The organism is Roseibium sp. QJM3NY_11, assembly GCF_056173175.1.
Genome location: NZ_CM149660.1, coordinates 3,083,147 through 3,109,783, shown reverse-complemented (window position 1 = coordinate 3,109,783; position 26,637 = coordinate 3,083,147). Strand labels below are relative to the sequence as shown.

At 61.9% G+C, this 26,637-nt stretch carries 17 protein-coding genes, 1 tRNA gene and 1 pseudogene; 5 read left to right on the top strand and 14 right to left on the bottom strand.

Annotated features, from left to right (window positions below; translation table 11 throughout):
- Position 1: 1 nt before the first annotated feature.
- Both mfd and AC0VX3_RS14380 read right to left on the bottom strand, forming a co-directional pair.
- Positions 2-3,487: a transcription-repair coupling factor gene (mfd, locus tag AC0VX3_RS14385; protein ID WP_475521094.1), complete on the bottom strand. Its 3,486-nt coding sequence runs from the start codon at positions 3,485-3,487 to the stop codon at positions 2-4.
- Positions 3,488-3,505: 18 nt separating this feature from the next.
- Complete coding sequence (locus AC0VX3_RS14380) at positions 3,506-3,802, bottom strand: FAD assembly factor SdhE (protein WP_475521093.1); 297 nt, start codon at positions 3,800-3,802, stop codon at positions 3,506-3,508.
- A 229-nt stretch (positions 3,803-4,031) separates the two neighbouring features.
- On the opposite strand from AC0VX3_RS14380, the gene recG reads away from it, so the two are divergent.
- On the top strand, positions 4,032-6,134 hold the full coding sequence (recG, locus tag AC0VX3_RS14375; RefSeq protein ID WP_475521092.1) for an ATP-dependent DNA helicase RecG: 2,103 nt from the start codon (positions 4,032-4,034) through the stop codon (positions 6,132-6,134).
- Here recG and AC0VX3_RS14370 read toward each other — a convergent pair whose 3' ends face one another.
- Positions 6,135-6,875 carry a DUF502 domain-containing protein gene (locus tag AC0VX3_RS14370; protein WP_475521091.1) on the bottom strand — a complete coding sequence of 247 codons (741 nt, stop codon included), beginning with the start codon at positions 6,873-6,875 and terminating at the stop codon, positions 6,135-6,137.
- Between the two features lie 141 nt (positions 6,876-7,016).
- Between AC0VX3_RS14370 and AC0VX3_RS14365 the strand changes: the two genes are divergently transcribed.
- The gene (locus AC0VX3_RS14365) at positions 7,017-7,418 is read left to right on the top strand and encodes a YbaN family protein (RefSeq protein WP_475521090.1); all 402 of its coding nucleotides are present in this window, start codon (positions 7,017-7,019) and stop codon (positions 7,416-7,418) included.
- A 126-nt stretch (positions 7,419-7,544) separates the two neighbouring features.
- Here the strand turns inward: AC0VX3_RS14365 and glmS are convergent.
- Both glmS and glmU read right to left on the bottom strand, forming a co-directional pair.
- Positions 7,545-9,372: pseudogene (glmS, locus tag AC0VX3_RS14360) on the bottom strand (glutamine--fructose-6-phosphate transaminase (isomerizing)).
- A gap of 109 nt (positions 9,373-9,481) precedes the next feature.
- Positions 9,482-10,885, bottom strand: coding sequence for a bifunctional UDP-N-acetylglucosamine diphosphorylase/glucosamine-1-phosphate N-acetyltransferase GlmU (gene glmU, locus AC0VX3_RS14355; protein ID WP_475521089.1), 1,404 nt, complete (start codon positions 10,883-10,885; stop codon positions 9,482-9,484).
- A 182-nt stretch (positions 10,886-11,067) separates the two neighbouring features.
- Here glmU and AC0VX3_RS14350 point away from each other — a divergent pair, with 182 nt between their 5' ends.
- Positions 11,068-12,291: a hypothetical protein gene (locus AC0VX3_RS14350; RefSeq protein ID WP_475521088.1), complete on the top strand. Its 1,224-nt coding sequence runs from the start codon at positions 11,068-11,070 to the stop codon at positions 12,289-12,291.
- A gap of 13 nt (positions 12,292-12,304) precedes the next feature.
- On the opposite strand, the gene AC0VX3_RS14345 is transcribed toward AC0VX3_RS14350, so the two are convergent.
- From AC0VX3_RS14345 to AC0VX3_RS14335, 3 genes are all read right to left on the bottom strand, one after another.
- On the bottom strand, positions 12,305-13,045 hold the full coding sequence (locus tag AC0VX3_RS14345; RefSeq protein WP_348147138.1) for a cytochrome c biogenesis CcdA family protein: 741 nt from the start codon (positions 13,043-13,045) through the stop codon (positions 12,305-12,307).
- Positions 13,046-13,160: 115 nt separating this feature from the next.
- The gene (locus AC0VX3_RS14340) at positions 13,161-14,231 is read right to left on the bottom strand and encodes a TAXI family TRAP transporter solute-binding subunit (RefSeq protein WP_475521087.1); all 1,071 of its coding nucleotides are present in this window, start codon (positions 14,229-14,231) and stop codon (positions 13,161-13,163) included.
- A 352-nt stretch (positions 14,232-14,583) separates the two neighbouring features.
- Positions 14,584-14,877 (bottom strand): hypothetical protein, encoded by a 294-nt coding sequence (locus AC0VX3_RS14335; protein WP_342895112.1) that lies wholly within the window; start codon positions 14,875-14,877, stop codon positions 14,584-14,586.
- Positions 14,878-15,250: 373 nt separating this feature from the next.
- On the opposite strand from AC0VX3_RS14335, the gene AC0VX3_RS14330 reads away from it, so the two are divergent.
- Positions 15,251-15,326: transfer RNA gene (locus AC0VX3_RS14330), tRNA-Lys, on the top strand.
- A gap of 451 nt (positions 15,327-15,777) precedes the next feature.
- Here AC0VX3_RS14330 and AC0VX3_RS14325 read toward each other — a convergent pair.
- From AC0VX3_RS14325 to tpiA, 6 genes are all read right to left on the bottom strand, one after another.
- Positions 15,778-18,924 carry an efflux RND transporter permease subunit gene (locus tag AC0VX3_RS14325; RefSeq protein WP_475521086.1) on the bottom strand — a complete coding sequence of 1,049 codons (3,147 nt, stop codon included), beginning with the start codon at positions 18,922-18,924 and terminating at the stop codon, positions 15,778-15,780.
- A gap of 6 nt (positions 18,925-18,930) precedes the next feature.
- Positions 18,931-20,088: an efflux RND transporter periplasmic adaptor subunit gene (locus AC0VX3_RS14320; protein ID WP_475521085.1), complete on the bottom strand. Its 1,158-nt coding sequence runs from the start codon at positions 20,086-20,088 to the stop codon at positions 18,931-18,933.
- A 329-nt stretch (positions 20,089-20,417) separates the two neighbouring features.
- On the bottom strand, positions 20,418-21,242 hold the full coding sequence (locus AC0VX3_RS14315) for a VOC family protein (RefSeq protein WP_475521084.1): 825 nt from the start codon (positions 21,240-21,242) through the stop codon (positions 20,418-20,420).
- An 82-nt stretch (positions 21,243-21,324) separates the two neighbouring features.
- Positions 21,325-22,953: a CTP synthase gene (locus AC0VX3_RS14310; RefSeq protein WP_475521083.1), complete on the bottom strand. Its 1,629-nt coding sequence runs from the start codon at positions 22,951-22,953 to the stop codon at positions 21,325-21,327.
- A 133-nt stretch (positions 22,954-23,086) separates the two neighbouring features.
- Complete coding sequence (gene secG, locus AC0VX3_RS14305; RefSeq protein ID WP_342895107.1) at positions 23,087-23,467, bottom strand: preprotein translocase subunit SecG; 381 nt, start codon at positions 23,465-23,467, stop codon at positions 23,087-23,089.
- A 272-nt stretch (positions 23,468-23,739) separates the two neighbouring features.
- On the bottom strand, positions 23,740-24,504 hold the full coding sequence (tpiA, locus tag AC0VX3_RS14300) for a triose-phosphate isomerase (protein ID WP_475521082.1): 765 nt from the start codon (positions 24,502-24,504) through the stop codon (positions 23,740-23,742).
- Between the two features lie 226 nt (positions 24,505-24,730).
- On the opposite strand from tpiA, the gene AC0VX3_RS14295 reads away from it, so the two are divergent.
- Complete coding sequence (locus AC0VX3_RS14295; RefSeq protein WP_475521081.1) at positions 24,731-26,623, top strand: SurA N-terminal domain-containing protein; 1,893 nt, start codon at positions 24,731-24,733, stop codon at positions 26,621-26,623.
- Positions 26,624-26,637 lie beyond the last annotated feature (14 nt).

Here is a 26,637-nt window from a genome sequence, read left to right as displayed (position 1 = left end):
ATCAAGGCGTTGCCAGACGTGCCAGTTTGGTCAGGACCGCCGCTGCCCCTTTCAGGCGCGTGTCCGTATTCTCCCAGTCCCGTGTCAGCACAACCTTCTGGTCCGGACGGATCTTGGCCAGCACGCCCTGCTCGGCAATATAGGAGACGAGCCCGGCTGGGTTCGCGAATTCACTGTTGCGGAAGGTCAGGACAATGCCCTTCGGCCCGGCATCCACCTTCTCCACGTTGGCCTTGCGGCACAGCCCCTTGATGTAGACGATCTTCAGGAGATGCTGGACCTCTTCGGGCAACGGTCCGAACCGGTCGATCAGTTCGGCTCCGAACGCGTCGATCTCTTCGGCTTCGGTGACATCGCCGAGACGCCGGTAGAGCTGCAGGCGCAGTTGCAGGTCGCTGACATAGGTCTCCGGGATCAGAACCGGTGTGCCGATATTGATTTGCGGCGACCATTTTTCGTCGCCGAAATCGGCGCCACCATCCTTCAGCTGGGCAACCGCCTCTTCCAGCATCTGCTGATAGAGCTCGAAGCCGACTTCCCTGACGTGGCCGGACTGCTCCTCGCCCAGAAGATTGCCTGCGCCGCGAATATCCAGGTCGTGGCTGGCCAGCTGGAAGCCGGCACCAAGCGTTTCCAGCGACTGCAGCACCTTGAGGCGCCGCTCGGCCGTCGCCGTCAGCGTCTTGTTGGCAGGCACGGTGAAGAGCGCGTAGGCCCGGGTCTTCGACCGGCCCACCCGGCCGCGCAACTGATAAAGCTGTGCAAGGCCGAACATGTCGGCCCGATGCACGATCAGCGTGTTCGCGGTGGGAATGTCGAGACCCGATTCCACGATCGTGGTCGACAGCAGGACGTTGTACTTGCCCTCGTAGAAGGCATTCATCACGTCCTCGAGTTCGCTCGGCGGCATTTGCCCGTGGGCGACCGCCACCTTCAGTTCGGGGACCTGGCTCTCCAGGAACTCGCGCCGCTCGGCAAGATCGGCCAGCCGCGGACAAACGTAGAAACTCTGCCCACCCCGATAATGCTCCCGAAGCAGGGCTTCCCTGACAACAAGCGGGTCGAAGGGAGAAACGAAGGTTCTGACCGCCAGCCTGTCGACCGGCGGCGTCGCGATCAGCGACAGCTCCCGCACACCGGTGAGGGCAAGCTGAAGCGTGCGCGGGATCGGCGTGGCCGACAGGGTCATCACATGAACGTCCGACTTGAGTTCCTTCAGCCGTTCCTTGTGCTTGACACCGAAATGCTGCTCTTCGTCGATGATCAGGAGACCGAGATCGCGGAACTGGATCGATTTGCCGAGCAGGGCATGGGTCCCGACGACGATATCGACCGAACCGTCCGCGATCCCCTTCTTGGTCAGGTTCAAATCCCGTGTCGGCACGAGACGGGACGCATGGCCGACGTTGATCGGCAAACCGTGGAACCGTTCGCTGAAAGTCTTGTAGTGCTGGCGCGCCAGCAAGGTTGTCGGGACAACCACCGCCACCTGGCGGCCCGACATGGCGGCAAGGAACGCCGCCCGCAGAGCCACTTCCGTCTTGCCGAAGCCGACATCTCCGCAGATCAGCCTGTCCATCGGCCGTCCGGAGGCAAGATCGTCGAAAACGGCGTCGATCGCCGTCAGCTGATCTTCCGTTTCCTCGTATGGAAAACGGGTGGCGAACTCGTCATAGACCCCTTCGGGCGTTTCCACGACAGGGGCAGTTTTCAGCGCACGTGCCGCCGCGGTCTTGATAAGGCCGTCGGCAATCTCGAGAATGCGTTTCTTGAGCTTGGCCTTGCGGGCCTGCCAGGCACCGCCGCCGAGCTTGTCGAGTTGTGCCTCCTGGTCTTCCGAACCGTAGCGGGACAGGAGCTCGATGTTCTCGACCGGCAGATACAGCTTGTCGCCACCTGCATATTGCAGTTCCAGGCAATCATGTGGCGCGCCGACCGCCTCGATCGTCTTCAGTCCGATGAACCGGCCGATGCCGTGCTCGACATGGACGACCAGATCGCCTTCCGCGAGGCCGGTCGCCTCCGTTATGACATTGGCGCCCTTGGCCTTGCGGCGCGATTTGCGCACCAGACGGTCGCCCAGAATGTCCTGCTCGCCGATAAAGCTGATATCGGCGAGTTCGAAACCGTGTTCGATACCCAGAACGCAAAGTGCGGTGGTCTTGGCCGGCAGCGCTTCAAGGCCCGCGAGCGTCTCAACCTCCTGGACCGCACCCAGGCCGTGATCGCCGAGGATCTGCCCCAGCCGGTCGCGGGAGCCTTCCGACCAGCAGGCGATCACCGTCCGCTTGCCCTGCTTCTGCAAGTCACGAACATGGGTTGTCAGCGCGTCGAAGATGTTGACATCGCCGGCAGCGCGTTCCGCGGCAAAGCTTCGCCCCTGGCGCCCGCCAAGGTCCAGGACCACCTTGCCGCTGCCCGGTGGCGGCGTGAACGGATCGAGAGACGCGGTTGCCCGGTCCGCGATCGCGGTCGTCCATTCGTCCTCCAGCACGTAGAGGCTTTCCGGTTCGACCGGCATGTAAGGCACGTTCCCGGCAGCCGTGCCCAGTTCCCGGGCTTCCTGGCGGGCCTGATAATATTCTTGCACCTGGCCGCTGCGTTCGCGCACGGCATCGGCGGTGCTGGTGTCGAGCACGACCGGCGTGTCGCCGATATAGTCGAACAGGGTTTCAAGCCGCTCGTGAAACAGAGGCAACCAGTGTTCCATGCCCGCATAACGCCGGCCATCGCTGATCGACTGGTAGAGCACGTCTTCCCGGCTGGTTGCACCAAAGCCGGCCAGATAGGACCGCCGGAACCTGGAAATCGCGTCCTGCGACAGCACGACCTCGCTCATCGGCACGAGGTCGAGGCGCCTGAGCTGCTTCGATGTGCGCTGGGTCTCCGCGTCGAACGAGCGGATCGATTCCAGCGTGTCCCCGAAGAAATCCAGCCGGACCGGTTCTTCCGATCCGGGCGCGAACAGGTCGACAATGCCGCCGCGTACGGCAAATTCACCCGTCTCGCGCACTGTCGGCGTGCGCGAGAATCCGTTCATTTCCAGCCAGGAGGAAATGGCGGCCATGTCCACCTGATTGCCCGGAGCCATCGAGAAGGTCTGGTCCGCCATGAACGAGCGTTCCGGCATGCGCTGCAGCGCCGCGTTCAAGGTGGTCAGCAGGACGGTCTTCCGGCCGGGCGCAACCCCGCGTGCCAGTTGCCCCAGCGCCAGAAGCCGGCGCGCGCTGATGGCCGCATTCGGCGATACCCGGTCATAGGGAAGGCAGTCCCAGGCCGGCAACTGGAGGATCTCGACACTGCTGTCGAAGAAACCCAGAGCTTCCGAGATCATCGAAATGCGGGTGGCGTCGCGGGCAATGAAGACGAGCGCCAGACCGTCATCGCCGGCTTCGGCCAGCATGCGCGCAAGCGCAAAACTTTCCGCACCATCCGGCACGCTGGCCAGCGTGACGTTGGCCCTGTCCTTGAGCAGCCTGTCAAACACGGAATGCAGTCCTGTCTGTTATTTTGCGAAGCCGGCCGGGCCGGCTGTTTCATGATAGGCGATGATCCGGCGGTAAAGCGGCCCGTCCCATTCCTCGGGCAGCGGCTTGCGGCCGGTCATCCAGGCGTAGAGATCCTGATCATATGCGGTCAGGAGATGTTCCAGTTCGCGCAGTTCTTCTTCGTCAAGGCGATCGATCTCGGCATCGGCGAAACCGCCCAGAAGCAGATCCATTTCCTTCATGCCCCGGTGCCAGCACCGGAACAGGATCTTTTTGCGCCGGGGATCGCGCGTGTCGCCGGAAAATTCTGACATGGACAGCCTGTTTGAAACTGGCCGGCGCCGCGAGGCGGAGACGGTTTTCCGCTCTGCCGAAAGCCCGGTCCGGTGAATTCGTGACGGATATATAGCGTCACAATTCCGGCTTGTCAGCGCCCGGTTCACAGATTGTTCTAATTGTTGCGCGGGCGTCCGTGTTCATGGCAGAACAGGAGCCTCGCTCGCCGAAAGGCCCGCCGATCCCATCAAGGTTTGCCAGCCGACCATGCGCCCTCCGGTCCTCGATCCCCTTTTTGCCCCGGTCTCGACCCTCCCCGGCATCGGACCGAAGATCGCCAAGCTGGTTTCCGCGCTGGTCGGCAGCCAGCCCGACCGGGATGCCACCGTCGCCGATCTCCTGTTCCACCTCCCCCACAGCCTGATCGACCGCCGTCACCGGCCCGGAATCGCCTATTCGGAAAACGGCGACATCGTCACGCTCGATGTCATTGTCGGCCGCCATATGGCGCCGCCCGGAAGTTCCAGGGCGCCCTACCGGATCAGCGCGCATGACGACACCGGCGAGATCACGTTCGTGTTCTTTCATCCACGCCGCGACTGGTTGGAAAAGACCTTTCCGGAAGGGGCCCGGCGGATCGTTTCGGGAAAGGTCGAATGGTTCCATGACCGGCCGCAGATGGTGCATCCCGACTATGCGCTCGCCCCGGAGGAAGCCGCCGAGATGCCGGCGGTCGAACCGGTCTATCCGCTGACCGCCGGACTTGCCTCCAAGACCCTGCAAAAGGCCGTTCGCGCCGCGGTAGGCCGTATTCCGCGATTGCCGGAATGGCTGAACGATGCCTATCTGCACCAAACCGGCTGGCCGGATTTCGCCGAGGCCCTGAAGACGGTTCACGCACCGGCGGAACGGCAGGATCTGGACCCGAACTCGCCGTATCTGCAACGCCTTGCCTATGATGAGCTGCTGGCAAGTCAGTTGGCCCTCGCAATGGTCCGGGCTCACATGCGCACACTTGGCGGAATTGCCCGCCGCCCGACGGGAGACCTGCAGCGGGCGGTCATCTCCGCCCTTCCCTTCCAGCTCACGGACAGTCAGGTCGGGGCCATCGAGGAAATCAACGAGGATCTTGCCAGGCCGGTGCGCATGCTCCGTCTACTTCAGGGCGATGTCGGCGCGGGCAAGACCGTGGTTGCCCTTGCCGCGCTGGCACAGGTGATCGAAACCGGCGCGCAAGGCGCGCTGATGGCCCCGACCGAGATCCTTGCCCGTCAGCACTACGCCTCCCTGGCCCCGCTGTGCGACAAGGCCGGCATCCGCCTGGCCCTGATGACCGGCAAGGACACCCAGAAGGAGCGGCGCTCCCGCCAGGCGCAGATCGACGCAGGTGAGATCGACCTTGTGGTCGGCACACACGCCCTGTTTCAGGGAACCGTCACCTTCCGGAACCTCGGGCTGGTGGTGGTCGACGAGCAGCACCGCTTCGGGGTGCATCAGCGTCTGGCCCTTTCCGAAAAAGGCCAGGGCGTCGACGTTCTGGTCATGACGGCAACCCCGATTCCGCGCACGCTGGTACTCACGTGTTTCGGCGACATGGACGTCTCCCGGCTGACCGGCAAGCCGGCAGGCCGCAAACCGATCGCCACGGTCTCGGTGTCCCTGGACCGTCTTGAGGAAATCATCTCCCGCGTGGGCGCGGCGATCGCCGAGGGACAGAAAGTTTACTGGGTGTGCCCACTGGTCGAGGAATCGGAGAAAATCGACCTCGCCGCGGTGGAAGACCGGCACCGGGTCCTGGAACAGGTTTTCAGGCAAAAGGTCTCGCTGGTCCACGGCCGTATGACCGCCGCGGAGAAGGATGCCGCAATGGGCGACTTCAAATCCGGCACGACCAGGGTTCTTGTCGCCACCACCGTCATCGAGGTCGGTGTGGACGTTCCCGACGCCACCATCATCGTGATCGAACATGCCGAGCGGTTCGGGCTCGCACAGTTGCATCAGCTCCGGGGCCGCGTCGGCCGCAGCGACAAGACGTCCTCCTGCGTCCTTCTATACAAGGGACCGCTCGGCGAGACCGCGGGCGCCCGGCTCAACATCATGCGCGAGACCAATGACGGCTTCCTCATAGCGGAGGAGGATCTGAAACTGCGCGGCGGCGGTGAAATCCTCGGCACCCGCCAGTCGGGCACGCCGGGCTTCAGGATTGCACGCGCCGAGGATCACGCGGACCTGATGGAAGTTGCCAGAGACGATGCCCGGCTCATTCTGGAAACAGACCCCGACCTGACCTCTCCGCGCGGAACCGCGCTGCGCTGCCTGCTGTACCTGTTCGGTAGGGACGCCGCTATCCGGCTGCTGAGAGCTGGCTGATCAGGTCTCATCATCAGCGGCGACACGTTGCAGCTGCTGCGGATCGACAATCACGTCCTTGAGTACCTCGGGATGTTTCGGACTGACCAGACCTGCGGAGATGACGAGCTTGGCGGCATCCTCGACACTCATGTCCAGCTCGACGATCTCCTCCTTGGGCACGAACAGGAGAAACCCGGAGGTCGGATTGGGCGTTGTGGGAAGAAACACGGACATGGTCTCAGCTCTGTCGGCGAGACGCCGTGCCACTTCCCCCTTCGTCTCGGTGGAAATGAACACGATTGCCCAGAGCCCCTTGCGCGGATATTCGATCAGGGCCGCTTTGTTGAAACTGCTGCCACGTTCATCAAGTACGGTCTCAAATATTTGCTTCAAGCCGCTGTAAATATTACGAACAAGCGGCATTCTTCCAACGACGTTTTCGCCGAAGGATATGAGGCTGCGACCAAGAAAATTGGCTGCCAGGAAGCCGACGATCGTCAGCACGAAGATTGCCACGATCAACCCGAAGCCAGGCACGGAAAACGGCAGGTAGGTGTCCGGATTGTAGATCTTCGGCACAAACGGTTTCACCCAGCCGTCGACCCATTTGATGAAGGTCCACGTCAGCCACAACGTGATTCCGATCGGACCGGTGATCACCAGCCCCGTCAGAAAATAGTTTCGAAGACGCGTTGCCGCACCCGGCCTATGATGGCCTATCTTGTGCGTGTCATCTGATTTATGTTTGCTGCGGCTCATGGGCGACACCCGGCTGAAGTCCCTATATGTGCACGTCTTTTCAACGGACCGCTGTTAGATAAGCATTTTTACCGCGCCGCGGTATCCTTCGCTCGGTTAATTTTTCAGCGATCTACCCAAAAAATGCGGATTTCGGAGGCAGTGTTGCGGCGAACCACGTTCAAACTCTTGGGAGCCGGGTGTGTCGGGATAGGTCTTCTGGGCGCAATTCTGCCACTGCTGCCCAGCACGATCTTCTTCATCCTGGCGGCCGCCTGCTTTGCAAGGTCCTCTCCCGCCCTGGAAGCCCGGATCCTCGGCCATCCCGTATTCGGACCGCCCGTGGTCGCCTGGCGCAAGCACGGTGCCATCGGCAGAAAGGCGAAGACGCTGGCAGTCTCCGGCATGGCCTTCGGGTACGGCATGTTCATCTACACCGCCCGGCCGGATCTCTGGCTGGCCGTTGTCGCCGGACTGTTTATCGCCGCAAGCGCGGCCTACGTGCTGAGCCGTCCATCCGGTGCACCCGTCCGCTCGACCGACGACAGCCCGGACCAGTCCTGAACTCGCCTGTCCTGTCCTGTCCTGTCCTGACTTTCCATAAGGTGCGCCTCCCGGCGGCCGCCCGGTGCATTTTGCTCCCGGTCCCGTCCCGAGCCCACAGTCGCGCCGCATCTCAGCCCGCCAGGGTCATTCCACCGTGACCGATTTTGCCAGATTGCGCGGCTGATCCACGTCCGTCCCCATGAATACGGCCGTGTGATAGGCGATCATCTGCACCGGCAGGGCATAGATGATCGGGGCGACGATGTCGGACATGTTCGGCATTATCACGATGTTCTCGGCCGCGTTGCCGCTTTCCGCCGCGCCCCGTTCGTCGGTAATAAGCACGATCCGGCCTCCGCGCGCCGCCACTTCCTGCATGTTGGAAACGGTTTTCTCGAAGATCGCATCGAACGGCGCGATCACGAAGACCGGCATGTTCTCGTCGATCAGGGCGATCGGACCGTGTTTCAACTCCCCGGCCGCGTACCCCTCGGCGTGAATGTAGGACAGTTCCTTCAGTTTCAGCGCCCCTTCCAGGGCAAGCGGAAAACTGGTCGACCGGCCGAGATAAAGGGCGTTGCTGGCCTTGGAAAGCGGCTGAGACAGGGTCTCGATTTCCGCCTCCGCCGCTAGCGCCTTCAGCGCAAGACTGGGAACCTCGGTCAGTTCCGCGACCAGTTCCTGCTCCCGCTCCGCGGACAAGACGCCTCTTTCGCGGCCGGCCTGCAGCGCCAGCGCGGCCAGAACCGCAAGCTGGCATGTAAACGCCTTGGTCGAGGCAACGCCGATTTCCGGCCCGGCGATAGTCGGAAAAATCTGGTCGGCTTCACGCGCGATCGTGCTCTCTGGCACATTCACGATCGCCCCGATCGCGGCGCCGTGCGCCTTGCAGTAACGCAGCGAGGCAAGAGTGTCCGCCGTCTCGCCCGACTGCGAAATGAACAGCGCCGTGTCTTTGTCCGTGACCGGGGTCTCCCGGTAGCGGAACTCGCTGGCAATGTCGATTTCAACCGGCAGGCGCGCGTATTTCTCGAACCAGTACTTGGAGACGAGACCGGCGAGATAGGCCGTGCCGCATGCGGTGATGATCAGCCTGGACAGATCCTTGAACCGGAGGGCTCCGGCGTCCTCGACGCTTGCCCGGTTCGACGTGTAGTCGAAATAACGCGACAGCGTATGGCCGAGCACTTCGGGTTGCTCATGGATTTCCTTGGCCATGAAATGCTTGTAGTTGCCCTTGTCCATGAGGCTGGAACGTCACCGAGGACTTCGCCTCGGGCCGCTCGACGGGGGCGTTGTTCTCGTCGAAGATGCTGGCACCGGAATGGCTCAGCACCGCCCAGTCGCCCTCATCCAGATAGGTAATCCGGTCGGTGAAGGGGGACAGCGCGATCGCATCCGAGCCGAAGAACATTTCCCCGTCGCCATGCCCGATCGCGAGCGGCGATCCCTTGCGGGCGCCGATCAGCAGATCGTCCTCGCCAGCGAACAGAATCGCCAGCGCAAAAGCACCCTTCAGACGCGGCAGCACGCCCGCGACGGCCTCCCTTGGCGTCTTGCCGCGCTCCAGCGCCAGATTGATCAGGTGGGCGACGACTTCCGTGTCCGTTTCCGTCCCCAGAACGGCCCCGGCCGCGGCGATTTCATCGCGCAATTCCAGATAGTTCTCGATGATGCCGTTATGGACCACAGCCACCGAACCGGCCAGGTGCGGATGGGCATTGGAAACGGTCGGCGCGCCATGGGTCGCCCATCTCGTGTGGCCGATCCCGGTTGTTCCCGACAGCGGCGTTTTTTCAAGGGCGGCTTCCAGGTTTCGAAGCTTGCCTTCGGCCCGGCGGCGCACCAGCGCGCCGTCCACCAGCGTGGCGACCCCTGCGGAATCATAACCCCGGTATTCCAGGCGTTTCAGAGAGTCCACAATGCGGGGGGCAACTTCGGTACGACCCAACACGCCAACAATGCCACACATGAAAAATGCCCTTTGATAAAATTTTCCAGAACGCCGCCCTGCTTTAGACGACAGAAGCGATCAAGCTGAAATCAATCCCTGTTTCAGAAAGTGACAAGATCCCGACGCGTCAGGATTTGGCGTCCCTGGCAGCGTCCCCGGCGGATTGCCCGTTGGCTTCCCTGGCCGCCTCCTTGGCCGACTTGAGTCGCGCTTTAAGCTGCACGGCCTTGCCGTCCTTGACCACTTGCCGCGCGCGTCCGAACGCCATCGCGCCGTGCGGCACGTCCTCGGTTATCACGCTGCCGGCGGCAATGAAAACGTCGTCTCCCAGACTGACCGGCGCCACCAGCGTCGAGCTGGAGCCGACAAAGCTGCCTGCGCCGATTTCCGTGCGGTGTTTCAGGAAACCGTCATAGTTGCAGGTAATGGTGCCGGCCCCGATATTCGACTTCGACCCGACACTGGCATCGCCAATGTAACTGAGGTGATTGGCTTTGGCCCCGGGAGCGAATGTGGCGTTCTTGACTTCCACGAAATTGCCGATCCGGGTTTCGGCTCCCAGCACCGCCCCCGGCCGCAACCGCGCATAGGGACCGATGACGCTGCCCTCACCGACAACAGCGCCTTCAAGATGGCTGAATGCGCGAATGCGGGCCCCCTTTGAGACCCGGACCCCGGGGCCGAACACGACATTCTGTTCGACCGTCACGTCCGGTTCCAGATGCGTGTCATGGGAAAAGAAAACAGTGTCCGGCGCCAGGAGCGTGCAGCCGTTTTCCAGCGCTGCCCGGCGCATGCGCGCCTGATAGTCGGCCTCGCAGGAGGCAAGTTGCGCACGGGTGTTGATCCCCTGCGTCTCCACTTCCTCCCCCGCGACCGCAACGACCGTCAGGCCACGCGCATTCGCAATTTCCACGGCGTCGGTCAGATAATACTCGCCCTTGATGTTTTCGTTGCCGATCGCTTCCAGAAGCGCCAGTACCTGAGACCCGCGGAACCCCATGATACCCGAGTTGCACAAGGTGATCCTGCGCTCCTCGTCCGTGGCGTCCTTTTCCTCCCGGATCGCGACCAGCCGTCCGTTTTCCGTCAGCAACCGGCCGTAACCGAACGGGCGAAGCGTCTCGAACCCGAGAACGGCGACATCCGCGCCCTCCTCCAGGGACTTGCGAACCGCGCCGATTGTCTCGGCCGTCACCAGCGGCGTATCGCCGAACAGGACGAGGACGTCCTCTGCTGCCGTTTCCAGGGCCGGTCTGGCCGCCAGTGCCGCATGCGCCGTGCCCAGCCGTTCTTCCTGAACGTGACAGGACACTCCAGGCGCGATGTCATGCACCAGCGCCTCGAGTTCGGACATTGCCGGACCGGTCACGACGGAAATCCGGTCCGACCCCGCCTGCTCGAGTGCCTTGACGACATGACCGACGAGCGGCAAACCGCCAATCTCGTGCATCACCTTCGGAAGATCGGACTTCATCCGGGTTCCCAGCCCCGCGGCAAGGACGATTGAAAGGCAGGAACGCAATGTCATGAAAGATCCAGTGTCATTTTTTCGGGTACCGCGGACGCGAATGCGCCTCTATATGCCCCGATCCACAGAACATTGAAAGATCTGACTGCACAAGCGCTCCGGTTTGCGTTTCATTAACCATAATCAGCCCCTGATAGGGTAACGTTGGTAAGATTCGCAGGCAGTTTCAGGAAGCGGGGACTTTGGCAAAAGGGCAGGCGCAAAAATCTATTCGGGACATCGTCCGGGATACATTCACGCCGTCGCGCGTCGGCCTGTTGTCGTGGGCGTTTGCCGCGGTTTTCATGGGCACCGTCGGGCTGGCCTCCTATCAGTTCAGTTACAACCATGCGGCATTTCTGCCGCCGGTCTCGGGAACAGGCGGCCTTGCGCTGCCACCCATCGGCGATGTTGCGGCAACCGCATCCACGCCGGCAACGGCGGGCGACAGCGCCTCGATTGCGTTGATGCGCCTCCCGCCGGCGTCACCGGGCATGCCCGCTTCCGACATCAGCCAGGGCCAGATCGAGGTCCTGCAACGCGAGCTTGTCGGTCTCCGCCGCCGCCTGAGTGCCCTTTCGGAACAGAACGGAGCCTATTCCCGGCGGATCGCCGCACTCGAAAAACAGGTTGCCTTCGCCAGGCTCTCCGGAACGGCGGCCGTGACTGCGGACCGGGACAAATCGACCGAACCGGGGCCCGGTGTCGTCATTACCAAGGCTACGCCGGCGCAAATGTCCGAGAGCGCGCGCCGGGACACGCCTGCGCGAAAACCGCAACCGGCAAAAGCGCCGGCGCCCAGCCCGGTGATGGCCGGGTCTCAGCAGAAATCCGCTCCGCGGCAGATCGATCTTTACCGGACCGGCGCCGCCACACAGCTGGTTCCGGCAGGTTCCATTGACCCGAGCGCACCGGTTCGGATCGTGCCGCAGGTGCCGGCCGCCTTGCCGCGGGTCCCGCTGCCTGCAACTTCGGACGCTCCCGCTTCGACAGGCTCGATCCCCACGTTGCAGGAAGCGGCCCTTCCCGATGAGTTCGACGCGGCGCCGACACAGACAACCGAACGCCCGAAAATCATCACCCCGTCCAGCCCGGCCGGGCGGCTGAAAGGCGGCGGCGATGTCCACCTCAAACGCAGCGATTTCGGCGCCATAATCGGGCACTTCCGGTCAACCGCCGCAGCAGCCAAGGCCTGGGCGGATTTCAAGATGCAAAATGCCGAGCGCATGCGCGATCTCCGTCCCCTGCTCATGGGCAGGCAGACCGATGAGGGCGGCATTGCCCTGATGGTCGGACCATTCGCCAACGCCGCCGATGCGGCGATCGCCTGCCTGCATCTGCTGGATGTTACCGAGCTTTGTCAGCCGGCCATTTACGCCGGAGACCCGCTCGTGACGGCTGCCCAGTTCAGGGACACGGCATTTTGAACGCGAAGCCGCGTCAGCCGATGGTTTGCAGTGCCGGGAAGGTTTCCAGCAGCCAGTAGGACAGAACCGCCATCTGGCCGGTCAGAAACATGACGCCGGTCACGACGAGCACTCCGCCCATGGCTTTTTCAACCAGTCCCATATGCTTGCGGAACCGTTTCATGAAATTCAGGAACGGGCCGGCGAAAAGCGCTGCGATCAGGAACGGTATCCCGAGACCGAGCGCATAGGCACTCAACAGAAGCGCCCCTTGAGTGACCGTGTCCTTGGAGCCGGCAACGAACAGAATGGTCGCCAGAATAGGCCCGACGCAGGGTGTCCAGCCGAACCCGAATGCGAGCCCGATCAGATAGGCCCCAAGGGGCCCCGCCGGCCGGGTCTCCACATGGACCCGTGCTTCCCGGTAGAGCAGGCCGATCCTGAAAACGCCCAGAAAATGTAGCCCCATGACGATGATGGCCGCACCGGCGATATAGCTGAACAGGTCCAGATAACCGCGAATGAACTGGCCAGCGAAGCTTGCCGTGGCGCCGAGCATGACAAACACGGTCGAAAACCCCAGCACGAAAAACACCGCGCTGAAAAAGACCCGCCTCTTCGCCGCGCCGCGGTCGTCGCCCTCACCGCCCAGTTGTTCCAGGGAGACCCCCGCCAGAAAACCGAGATACGGCGGCACAAGCGGCAGCACACAAGGCGAGATGAATGAAAGAACCCCGGCAAGCGCGGCGCCGATGATTGTCACGTCCTGGATCATTTGAATTCCGGTTGTTGCTTGGATCACGGATCCGGTCAGACCGCAGGTTCTAGTCTGTTCGCGTCCCGAGGCAAATTCACGATGCACTCACCATTTGGAGAGGTTCGGGCTCGGCTCAGTCGGACCCGTCCGTGCCGTCCGCGGGCACTAGACCCAATTCGCGATACAAGGTCAATGCGCCAGGATGTAGCGGTGCGCTCATGCCGTGACCGGCCATGTCCCGCAGGGACAGGTTGCTCAGCGCCGGATGCAGGCGCTTGAAACTGTCGAAATGATCGAGCAGGGCCTGAACCATGGTCCTGACGATCGCATCCGGCATCTTTGCGGAGGTCACGAATGTCGCGACCACTCCGAAGGAATTGACCGGGCCGTCTAGATTGTAAAGGTCGGCGGGAATGACGGCCGGCATGTAGTAGGACGTCTCTTCAAGCAGGCTGTCCACCGCCGCGCCTTCAATCCCGATCAGCCGGATGGCGCATTTTTCCTGCGTCTCCTCGATCAGTCCTGCCGGATGGCCGATCAGAACGAAATAGGCATCGACGGATCCCGAACAGAGCGCTTCGGCCAGCTCGGACGTCTTCAGGCCGGACAGGTTTGCCTGATCAGTGGCTGTCCATCCCAGCTGGCTGATCAGGGCGTGCCAGGAGGCAGCCGACCCCGACCCCTTGCTGCCCACGCTGATCCGGGCCTGTTTCAGGTCCGCGAAGGACCGGAACAAGGTGTCCTGCCGGACGACGACGGTGGCAACTTCCGTGTGCAGGGAAAACACCGATCGCAGGTCTGAAAACGGTCCGGCTGTCTCGAACGCCGAGGTACCGTGATAGGCGTGAGACTGCCAATCCGACTGGACATAGCCGAAATCGATTTCGCCGCTGCGGATCTTGTCGATGTTGTCGATTGACCCGGAGGTCGTTTCCACGGAGCACCGGACACCGTGCACGGCCCGGCTGGCGTTGACAATCTTGCAGGTGGCCCCCCCGGAGGGATAATAGACGCCCGTGACACCGCCGGTGCCGATCGTGACAAATTGCTGGTCGGCGGCCCGGCTTGGCGCGTTGCTGTCGAACCCGGCCACAACGGCTGTCAACAGCAGGAGCGTCAGGACCGGCCACCGGGGCTTCGGCATCACGGCCGCGCCGATCCGGTGAACGGCCGGGCGCAACAGGTTCGGCAATGTGTTGACCAAGGCGATGTTCGCTCCCTCCGCCGACGGTTCCAGGGCACCGCCTCCCCAACGGATAACAAACACCCGTGCCCTTGACCAGATTACCACCCGCGATTAGGGCATGAATGAAGTGATTGTGAGCAAAAATACCCGTTTGACCGACAGGCGGCGCGAAAACCGGCGCGAAACGCCACCCAGAAAAGCCGACCCTCAAAACCGCCCGTGAAAGCCGGCCAAAAAGTTGCTTTGCCACCCCGTGAATCAAAAAAGGCGCCTCAGCGCCCCGTCCCGTCTCTGTCGCGTCCTGCTTCGTCCGTCTCAGCCTCGCAAATATGCTCCGGCCCCCACCCCAGGGCCGGTCATATCCGGCGACCTAGCTTGTACGTCCACCCCGGATGACCTCGAAGATCTGCCCTTTCAGCTCATCTTCCGCATCGCCGTCCCGCAACCCCTGACGCCATTGATCGATGATCAGCCGCAAGCCGAGCGTTTCGCGGCTGTGTGGAAGGTCGCCGATGAAGGCTGCGAAAAAGGCGTCCAGCCGTTCCCGGTCGATCAGGCCCTGATCGATCAGCCCGTGAATCAGGGTCATCGTCGCCGCGATGTGCCCTTTCACGAAATCGAACTCGACGGAGCTCGAATGTGGATCCATTGTCGGTGTATGCATGTAACCTCTCATGTTTGGGATAACGTTACATCACAAAGCTTTATTGCGCTACCTGACAGTTTTTGCAGGAGAACGAACTTTATTTTCTTAAAAATGAAATAAGTTGATTAGCATCCACGAACATATTTCGAGTTGTAAGTGATTTTATTGACGTTCGGTATTTTATTATTAAAGAACAATTTCGGAAAACACGGCTTGCAACCGGTTTCAAGTCTGTGAATGCGCGGTCACCCGGCAGGAAAAACACCTTTCCCCGGCTCTCTGGAAAAAATCGTATTTGCCTCTTGCATTGTCGTCACTGTCGGCCTAAACACACGCCACCAACGCGGCGGCGCTGCCAAAAATCGCACCCGCCCGCGCCGGAATTTGGTGAGAGCCGATAGCTCAGCTGGTAGAGCAACTGACTTTTAATCAGTAGGTCCAGGGTTCGAACCCCTGTCGGCTCACCATTTATTCCAACGACCTATCCAGACAGATCGCTCCTGCCGAAAACGCACCCGCCCCGGGGCCGAGCGCAGGTTGAGCTGCGCGCGGATTGATGCGTGTTGCTCCCATCCGGTGTGGCGGGACACGCCCTGTTGAGTGCGCGCAAGCCACCATCCGGCGGAAGCCAGGCAGCCATCAGACCTGAAATTCCGCTCACCTGCGACCGGCCGGTTCGCAACGGCCCCAGACAGAACGCAGTTGATAGGCCCCGTTTACTGGCATAGTCCCGGTTCGCCGACCCGGAGCGCTGCACACCGCTGATAGGCGGGCCGGAACAAGCCTCCGATGGCCGCGTCTGGAGACTGTTCTGCCGCGCCGCAGGGCCTGACAAATGACCCATATAGCACTAGACGTGCTCCTTGCCGGACAGTCTCCAAACGCGGTCAAACGGGTTTCTAACAACCACGGTTGGAATTACACGGCGGGCGCTTCTTCCGTGGCCGGTTTGGTGCCGCCGAGCCAGCCCTTGACCGTTTCGCGCATGGACTGCAGGCAGACATAGAGGATCGGGATCATCATCACGCCGATCACGGTGGCGAACAGCATGCCGCCGAAGACGGCGAAGCCGATGGCCTTCTGGCTGGCCGCGCCCGCGCTGGAGGCCGTCATCAGCGGCACGACACCGAGCAGGAACGACAGCGCGGTCATCATCACCGCCCTGAAGCGCAAATGCCCCGCTTCAATGGCGGAGTCGCGAATAGACATGCCACTGTCGCGCTGTTCCATCGCGAATTCGACGATCAGAATGGCGTTTTTGGCGCCCATGCCGACCAGCATGATCATGCCGATCTGCGTATAGAGATTGACGTTGCCCCCGGTCACAAACACGGCCACAAGCGCGCCCATGATGGCGAAGGACACCGACATCAGGATCGCGACCGGCATGGTCCAGCTCTCGTATTGCGCCACCAGGAACAGATAGGTGAACAGGATCGACAGCAGCAGGATGAACAGGACGATCTGGCCGGACCCCTGCTGCTGCTGGGCCGTGCCCGTCCATTCATAGCTGTAGCCGGGTGGCAGCGCCTCAGCGGCCGCGGCCTCGACTTCGTTGATCACCACCCCGGTGGACGCGCCTGGCCCCGGATCGGCCATCACTGCCGCGGACCGGAACATGTTGTAGCGGGTCAGGATCTGCGGACCGAGAACGTTTTCCGTCGTCAGGACGCTGCGCATCGGCACCATGGTTCCATCCGTCGCGCGGACATAGAGCCGTCCGATGTCCCCGACCTGGTTGCGAAAGGCCCCGTCGGCCTGGATCATGACCTTGTAGACCCGGCCGAAAATGTTGAAGTCGTTGATGTAATAAGAGCCGAGATAGGCCTGCAGCGTGGAAAAGACATCAGCAACATCGATGCCGAGCGACTTGACCTTGTCCCGGTCAAGATCGATGAAAACCTGCGGCACATTCGCCCGGAAGGTTGAATAGGCCCGTGCGATATCCGGGCTCTGATTGGCCGAATAGACCATCGATCCGACGGCGGATGCCAGATCCTGGGGTGTGCCCTCGCTTTGCTGAAGCATCATCTGAACGCCGCCGGTGGTGCCCAGACCCGGGATCGGCGGCGGATTGAAGGCGATGATATTGGCACCCGGGATGGTCGAGAACTCGGCCCAGAACTTCGCGAGGATCGCATTGATCCGCAGATCCGGCGCCTGCCTGTCTTCCCAGTTGGACATGGTCGCGATCACCAGAGCCGCGTTCGAGGAGGTCGCGCCGTTCAGGATGGAGTACCCGTTGACGACGACCAGATTCTCGACGCCCGCCGTCTTTTTCGCCAGATCCACGACCCGGGCGGTGACGGTTTCGGTTCGTTGCAGCGCCGAGCCATCCGGCAATTGCACGTCCACCATCAGGTATCCCTGGTCTTCCGAAGGCAGAAAGCCCTGAGGCAGCGTGCTACCGAGCGACATGATGACCGCCACCGCCCCGGCGACGATCACAAGTCCGACAAAGGCGACCCGGACCAGGCGCCTGACGATGGCGGTATAGCCATCGCGCACATTGGTGATCCCCCGGTCGAACAGGCCCATGATCCCGCGCGGCGGCCCGGACCGGGCCTTCAGGATCAGCCCGCACAGGGCGGGTGACAACGTCAGGGCGTTGATGGAGGAAATGACCACCGAGACGGATATGGTCACGGCGAACTGGGAATAAAGCGCGCCCGTGATCCCCGGCATGAAGATCGTCGGCACGAACACGGCCAGCAGCACCAGCGTGGTGGCGATCACCGGGCTGGTGATCTGCTCCATCGCCTTGGCGGTTGCCTCCTTGGGCGGCAGTCCCTCATCGGCAATGATGCGTTCCACGTTTTCCACGACCACGATGGCGTCGTCCACCACGATCCCGATGGCCAGCACAAGCGCGAACAGGGAAATCGTGTTCAAGGACATGCCGAACACGAGCAGAATCGCGAAGGTGCCGATCAGGGAAACGGGAATTGCAACTGTCGGAATGATCGTTGCCCGCCAGTTTCCCAGAAACACGAACACCACCGAGACCACGAGCAGGAAGGTCAGGAACAAGGTGGCAATCACGTCGTCGAGCGAGGCCTGGACAAAATCCGTGGTGTTGAAGGGAACGCCGTATTTCAGGTCGTCCGGAAAGACGCTGGACAGGCTCTCAAGACGGGCCAGCACATCTTCGGCCACCTGAAGCGCGTTCGCGCCGGGCGCCTGATAGACGGCGAGAACCGTTGAGGCCTGACCGTTGAATTCGCCGGACGCATTGTAGAATTGCGCGCCCAGATCGACCCGCGCGACATCGCCGATGGTGACGACTGCGCCGTCGTCTCCCGTCCGCAGGATGATGTTTTCGAATTCCTCCACGCTCGTCAGCCGGCCCTTGGCCTTGATCGTGTATTGAAACTGCTGTCCGTCGGGGACCGGCGGTGCGCCGATCTGGCCGGCGGCAACCTGAATGTTCTGGTCCTTCACGGCCGCGATGAAGTCGCTCGGGGCCATGCCGAGGCTCGCCAGCCGGTCCGGGTCCAGCCAGATGCGCATGCCATAGGCGTAGTCGGTCATCACGTCGGCACGGCCGACGCCCGGCACTCGTGCCAGCGCGTCCTTGAGATTGATCGAGGCGTAGTTGGACAGGAACACCTCGTCATAGGTGCCCTTCGGCGAATACAGCGTGATCACCAGCAGCATGTTGGTGCTGGCTTTCTGCACGGTCACACCATTGGCCGTCACTTCGCTGGGCAACTGGCTGGTCGCCTGATTGGCGCGGTTCTGCGTGTTGACCGTGGCAATGTCCGGATCGGTGCCGACCGCGAATGTCACGTTCAGGGAGTAGGTCCCGCTGTCATTGCTCGTCGACTGCATGTAGAGCATGTCGTCGACGCCGTTGACCTGCCCCTCGATCGGGGCCGCGACGGTCTCCTCAAGCACTTCCGCGTTGGCACCGGTATAGGTTGCCGCGACATTGACCACTGGTGGCGTGATGTTCGGGAACTGCTCGACCGGCAGCGACACATAGCCGAGCAACCCGGCGATCGTGATCACGATGGAGATCACCAGCGCGAATTTCGGCCGGTATATGAAAAAGCGGGAAAACATCTGGCTTTACTCCACCGGCTTGGTGGCAAGAACCGGTGTCACGACGACACCTGGCCGCACTTTCTGCAGGCCCTCCACGATGACTTCCGTACCGTCGTCCAGTCCCTTGGTGACGACAAAATTGGCCGCCACCTGCGCGCCGAGTTCGACATATTTCTGCTCGACCTTCTTGTCGGCCGTGATCGCCAGCGCGAAAGCGCCTTGCTGGTCGCGCTGTATCGCGGCCTGCGGCACCATCAGAGCGGTCTCGGTCTTGGGCGCCTCCAGAACAACGGTGACATAGGTTCCGGACAGCAGCCGCGTGTCGCTGTTTTCAAACTGGCCGCGGAAGGAGATTGTCCCGGTGGCCGCATCGACCTGATTGTCGATATAGACAATCTTGCCCTTCTCGCCGTAGGCCTGCCCGTTCGGCAGCACCAGATTGATATCGGGAGATTTTTCCGGCGAGATGTCTGCCGGGTTGATGCCATGCGTTTTCACCGCATTGAGATACTCGGCTTCGCTGACCGAAAAACTGACATAGACCGGGGCCAGCCGGATGAGCTTGGCGAGGGCCTGCGTGTCGGGGCCGACCACTTCGCCGACACTGTAGGTCGTCTTGCCCATCTGGCCGGGAAACGGCGCCTTGACGTCCGTATAGCTGAGGTTGAGTTCGGCTTCCTCCTGCGCCGCTTCCGCCGCGTCGACCGAGGCATCCGCCTGCTCTTTCTGCGCGAGCGTCGCTTCGTAGGCGGCCTCCGAAACATGGCCCTTTTCCAGAAGGTCCTTGTCGCGTTTCTCGTCGGCTGCCTTCAAGGCGGCGTCGGCTTTCGCGCTTGCCAGATCGGCTTTCGCCTTGTTCAGGGAGGCCTCGTATTGCGCCTTCTCGATGGTGAACAGCAGATCACCCTTTTTGACGATCGATCCGTCCGGAACCGCTTTTTTTTCCAGAAACCCGCTGACGCGGGCAACCAGATCCACCTGATCGACGGCGGCAATCTGACCGACGAATCGCGTGCTTTGGCGAATATCCTGACTGCTGACTTTCGCCACGGTCACGGAAGGCGGCGGCGCTTTGGGCGCGGCCTGCTTCTTGCTGTCATCGGAACAACCGGCCAGAAAAACCGATGTTACCGTGGCAAGGGCAAGGAAACGGGACTTCGAGGCGAAACGCAAAAAGGGCATTATGAAACTCCGCTGGCCGGCCGCCGGGTCGCGGTGCGTGCCTGGCCTCACTATAAAAGGGCTGAATGATTCAACAAGAGGCTAATGTGCCCGTGTTTTTCAATTCACAAGGGAATTTCGCCTGCATTTTCAATCCCGGATACCCTCTCACATGGAAGTGACCGTCAAACGACACGTCTTCGGCCCAACGGGCGGCATGACGAGACGCAAAGACCGGGCGGCCAGATCGGCTTGCCAGACAAGGCGGCCAGACGAGGTGGCCAGAATAGGTGGCCAGAATAGGTGTCAGAAAAGGTGACCAGACGGAGCTGCCAAATCGGGCAGCCTGACTAATCCGCGGGTGACAGGATCAGGGTCAGGCCCGACAGCCGGTCGGCGGGCACGGTCCTGCGTTGTTCAAGCCCCTTGCAGGCAACGTCCAGAGCCGCGATCCTGGGCAGACTGCCTCTGGCACCGGCCAATGCGTCCGGTCCCAAAAGGGATTCATAGGCATGGGGCGTCACCACATGAATCCTGCCCCGCGCCGTGGCGATCTCCAGCCCGAGACTGGTGGCACGCATTTCGCGCTGACCGGTAAAACCGCCGAGAAATTCGTGATGATCGGAAGGGTCTTCGGCGAGCAGATAGACCGCGCGAACGGACGTCGCGCCGTTCCGGTGTTTTTGAAAATCGGGTTTCCAGAAACTGTCCGGATAGCGGTTGCAGCAGGCGAAATACCCGATTTCGGGGCTCAGTGGATTCTCGGCGAAGGTCAGGTCAAAGGCGACCTTCGCGGTTGAGCCGTCCGGCAGATTGGCGATGCGCTCGAAGGAAAACGGCTGGAACAGCGTGAGACCGGCTTTCTGAAAGTCGGACCGGTCCTGCTCAGCGCCGGAACTGTCCAGCACCAGCATGCTGGCCCCTTGCCGTTGTTCAAGAAAGTCCCGGTTGAAGGCGCCGAATGAAAACACCCCGGGGGAAGCCTCCACAATCTTTTCGGGCTCGACAACACTCAAGAGTTCGATGAAGAACCCGTCCAGTTGGACAAGCCGGTTGGCAGTTCCCCAGGCGTGCCGGTTTTCCGGGGTCACGGTGAAACCGAGTTCCTCGAACGCCCGACCGGCGGCCTGGTGATCGTTCACCGCTACAACAACGTGATCCAGTCCGCGCACCATGGTCCTGCCCTCTCGTCCCCAGCCTTCTCGTCCCCAGCTTTCTCGTCCAATGCCTTCTCGTCCAATGCCTGGCACCGGCGCCCTAGACGAGCCGGCTTTGCTGAACAGCCGCACCGATGAACGAGGCGAACAGCGGATGTGGCTCGAACGGACGGGACTTGAGTTCCGGATGATATTGCACACCGACAAACCAGGGGTGGTTTGCGATTTCGACCGTTTCGGGCAGAACGCCGTCCGGAGACGTTCCGGCAAAGATCAGGCCGCATTTCTCGAGCTGCTCGCGATAGCCGATATTCACTTCATAGCGGTGACGATGCCGTTCGGAAATGTGGGTCGCGCCATAAATGTCGGCGATCCGGGAGCCGGACTTGAGGGCCGCGGGATAGGCGCCAAGCCGCATCGTGCCGCCGAGATCGCCTTCCGAATCGCGGACTTCCCTGGCATTGCCCTTGGTCCATTCGGTCATCAGGCCGACGACCGGTTCCGGCGTCGGGCCGAATTCGGTCGAGTTGGCCTGCGTGATGCCCGCAAGATTGCGGGCGGCTTCCAGAACCGCCATCTGCATGCCGAAGCAGATGCCGAAATAGGGAATCTCGCGCGTGCGGGCGAAATGCGCCGCGGCAATCTTACCTTCCGACCCGCGTTCGCCAAAGCCGCCCGGCACCAGAATGCCGTGCACGCCTTCCAGATAGGGTCCCGGATCCTCCTTCTCGAAGGTTTCCGATTCGATCCATTCGAAGTCGACCTTCACCCGATTGGCGATACCGCCATGGACCAGCGCCTCGATCAGCGACTTGTAGGCATCCTTGAGCACCGTGTACTTGCCGACAATGGCGATCTTGACCTCGCCCTCGGGATTCGCAACGGCTTCCGAAATGCCTTCCCAGCGGTCGAGGGTGGGTGCGGGCGCACCCTTGATGCCGAAGGCTGCCAGCACTTCGTCGTCAAGACCTTCCTTGTGATAGGCGATCGGCACGTCGTAGATCGACTTCACGTCATAGGCCGGAATGACCGCGCTTTCACGCACGTTGCAGAACAGCGAAAGCTTGCGTTTTTCCGTCTCCGGGATCGGCCGGTCGCAGCGGATCATGAGAATGTCGGGCTGGATGCCGATGGAACGCAGTTCCTTCACCGAGTGCTGGGTCGGCTTGGTCTTCATTTCCCCGGCACTAGGAATATAGGGCATCAGGGTCAGGTGAACATAAACCACGTCGCCACGCGGCAGATCGTTGCCGAGCTGCCGGATCGCCTCGAAATAGGGCAGACCCTCGATATCGCCGACCGTCCCGCCGATTTCCACCAGCACGAAGTCATAGTCTTCATTGCCGTCGAGAACAAAATTCTTGATGGCATCGGTCACGTGGGGAATGACCTGAACGGTTCCGCCAAGGTAATCGCCGCGCCGTTCCTTGGCGATGATGTCCTGGTAGATCCGGCCGGTGGTGATGTTGTCCTGCTGGTTGGCGGGCCGCCCGGTGAAGCGTTCGTAGTGCCCCAGGTCGAGATCCGTTTCGGCACCGTCGTCGGTGACGAAGCACTCGCCGTGCTGATACGGACTCATGGTGCCCGGATCGACATTGAGATAGGGATCGAGCTTGCGCAGTCGAACCTTGTAGCCACGCGCCTGGAGCAATGCACCCAGAGCCGCCGAAGCCAGACCTTTACCAAGCGAGGAGACCACGCCGCCAGTGATGAAAATATATCGCGCCATGGACCGATACCATATTCTTGCCGAGGGCGCCTTGGCCACTCTGGAGTTGCGTTCTCAACACATAAAAATGCCCTGCGAGTTCAGCCGCAGGGCATATGTCGGATGAACGGGCCGTTCGGCCCTCTCGGCCGCCTTACTGCGCGGCCGGGACCTGGGGTCCGGAAGGTTGGCTCTGCTGTTTCAGCGAATCGAGGATGCCGCCGGTCCCGCTGTCCGCCGGCGTGTCACCGGTCGCAGGAGCGCCCTGGGTCGCAGTGGGCACCGCGTCCAGAATGGATCCGGGACGTTCCTGGTTCTTCGCGATCAGGCTGAGCGCCAGGGACGTCACGAAAAATCCGACCGCCAGGATCGCCGTTGCGCGCGTCAGAATGTTGGCAGTGCCCCGGCTGGACATCAGGCCACCGCCCCCGCCACCGCCTATACCAAGCGCGCCGCCTTCGGATCGCTGAAGGAGGACAACAAGCACCAGGGCCAACACGACCATCAGGTGGATGACGATGACTACGGTTTCCATCGAATGCCATTCTGTATGAATTCAAGATTGGCGGCCTTCTACACCAGACGCCACCAGCTTTCCACCCTTCAATTGCGCCTTCGTCACACAAGCTTCAAGAGCCGAGAGCGTATCTCGTTCACCTGGACCCGTTTAATGGCGGCAAACCGCCCATCGGCGGCAGCGCGCCGCTTGCTCAAGGTTTGCCCGCTCAAGCATGCGGCACTCTTTAGGCGTCCGTCAGCTCCACGTCCGCCGGGTTGGTCCGGATTGCGCGCTTTTCAGCCCGGATCCTAGCTCCGTGAATAGGCGTCCAGGATGCCGAGGAAGTCGTCCGCCTTGAGGCTGGCACCGCCCACCAGGGCACCGTCCACATTGCTGACCGCCATCAGTTCTCCGGCATTCGCCGGCTTGACCGACCCTCCATAGAGCAGGCGCATGGAACCGCCGGCATCGGCCAGGCGGCCCACCAGGGCCTGCCGCATCGCCTTGTGCATGTCGGCAACGTCGCCCGCGGTCGGGGTCAGGCCGGTGCCGATTGCCCAGACAGGCTCATAGGCAATCACCGTGTTTTCAGCTGTGGCTCCATCCGGCACGGATCCCTCCAGCTGCCGTTCGACAACACTGACGGCGTCTCCGGCCTTGCGCTGTGTTTCAGTCTCCCCGACACAGATGATCGCGACAAGGCCCGCCCGCCAGGCCGCCTGTGCCTTGGCTCTCACGTCCGAATCGGTTTCGCCGTGATCCGCCCGCCGTTCCGAATGTCCGACGATCACGGCGCTGGCGCCGGCATCGGCAAGCATTTCCGCCGATATGTCACCCGTGTGGGCGCCCGAGGCTTCGGCGTGACAATCCTGTCCCCCGACCGTCATCGCGCCCCTGCCGGCCTTGTCGGCCAGCGCCGCGATGAGCGTTGCCGGTGCGCAGATCATGGCGTCAACGGATTCGGCAAGGTCGTCCGGAATTCCGGCGATCATCTTGTAGAACTCCGCCTGGTTCGATTTCAGGCCGTTCATTTTCCAGTTACCGGCCACCAGCGGTTTGATCCTGGCGCTCATTTTCCGTTTCTCCCGCAGATGATATGAATTTTGCTGCTTATAGAGCAGAAGCGCGGGGGCGTTGCAATCGTCCCGTAAGTGGCTAAAAGCAATTAGGCTCTGAAGTTGACCGATGCCGCCTTGCGGCCACGGCACCACCTCTTTATGATCCGCCCGCTCCGGCAAGGCCGGCCCTGAGATCAGCCCTGTTTGCGGCTGCTGGAATAAGAAGAATACGGGAGACGTCATGCTCGACGCGCTGCGCAAGGGCGCTGGCACCTGGCTTGCCAAGATTTTCATCGCACTGCTGATTTTCAGCTTCGCCGTCTGGGGCGTGAGCGGGTTCCTGACCGGTGTCGGCCAGAACACCGCGGCAAAGGTCGGCGACACGGATGTCTCCCTTTTCGACCTGGACCGGACCTATCGTCAGGATCTCAACCGGGTCAGCCAGCAGTTCGGGCGTCAGTTGACCCCGGCGGAGGGCGCCACGCTCGGCCTGTTGCAGCAATCGCTCGGCAAGCTGGTCGCGGAGGCCGCCCTGAACGACACCGCCAACCAGATGAACCTCGGCGTCTCCGATGACCGTCTGGCACAGATCATCCAGAGCGACCCTGCCTTCCAGGGTCCCGGAGGACGCTACGACAGGAACAGGCTGCAGCAGGTTCTGCAGTCGAACGGCTACCGTGAAGACGAGTATGTGGTCCAGCGCCGCAAGGTCGCCGAACGCGGCCAGCTGGCCGAGGGGCTCGCCGGCGGCATGAAGGCACCTGCAGCCTACGTGGAAGCCTTCGATGCCTTCCAGGGCGAAAGCCGCAAGGTGGATTATCTTTTGATCGCACCGGATTCCATCGGCGAGATCGAAGATCCTTCCGACGAGGTTCTCAAGGCGTATTTCGAAGACAACCTGTCCGACTTCCGGGCACCTGAATTCCGGGAAATCAAGTATGTCGCGCTGACGTCGGATGCGCTTGCGCGCCCGGACGACATCGCTGCGGAGGATGCGCGTTCCGAATATGAACGCCGGCAGGACGATTTCTACCAGCCGGAGCGCCGCAAGATCCGCCAGATGTCGTTCCCGTCCGAGGAAGCTGCCAATGAGGCGGCCGAGGCACTGGCGAACGGCAAGACATTCGACGAATTGATGGCCGAACGCAATCTGAACGCCAACGATGTGACCCTGGGTGTCATGGCGCGGGCCGACTTTCTGGACGAAGCCATTGCGGAGGCCGCCTTCTCCCTGGAAGAGGGATCAACCAGTGGTACGGTCGACGGCCGGTTCTCCACCGTGATCGTGAATGTGGAAGAAGTTCTCCCGGAAAGCACACAGCCATTCGAGGACGTGCGGGACGACATCGTCCAGAGCCTTGCGACGGAACAGGCAGAACGGGAAATTCTCGATCTTCTCGACGAGATCGAAGATGCCCGGGCCGGTGGCGCCCTGCTCGACGAGGTCGGCGAGCGGTTCTCGCTGCCGGTCGATGCTCCGGCAGCCTTTGATGCGTCGGGCAACGGCGTTGCGGGCGAAACGATCGACCTGCCGGACGCCGAAGGTCTGGTCGCCGGAACCTTCCAGAGCGATATCGGCATCGAGAATGATGTCCTGCAACTGGGTGGCCAGGGGTTCCTCTGGTACGACGTGGTCAAGGTCATCCCTGCCCGCGACCGCACCCTGGACGAGGTCCGCGCGGATGTGATCGAAGCCTGGAAGCGGGACGAACTTGCAAGCAGACTTCAGGACACGGCCGTGGATCTGCTCGCCAAGGCCGAAACCGGAACACCCTTCTTCGCACTTGCCGCGCAGTCGGGGCTCGAGGCCCGGACAGCTTCCGATCTCAAGCGCAATACGCCGTCCGGCGATCTGGGCCGTGAGGCGATAGAAGCGGTGTTCGGCGGGCCGGTCGGCACGACGGCGGAAACCGTTTCTGCCGACGGCACGGGACGGCTGGTCCTGAAAGTCACCGGTTCGACCGTTCCGGAGTTCGACCCCGCCGCGTCGCAGGCAGCAAGTATCGGCGGCCAGCTTTCCCGGCAATTGTCGGACACGCTGCTTGGCCAGTTCATCACGGACCGCGAGAACAAGGCGGGCGTCGAAATCAACAACGCCGCCGTCAGCCAGATTCTGGGACTGAACGAATACTGACCTGAAGTGGGTGG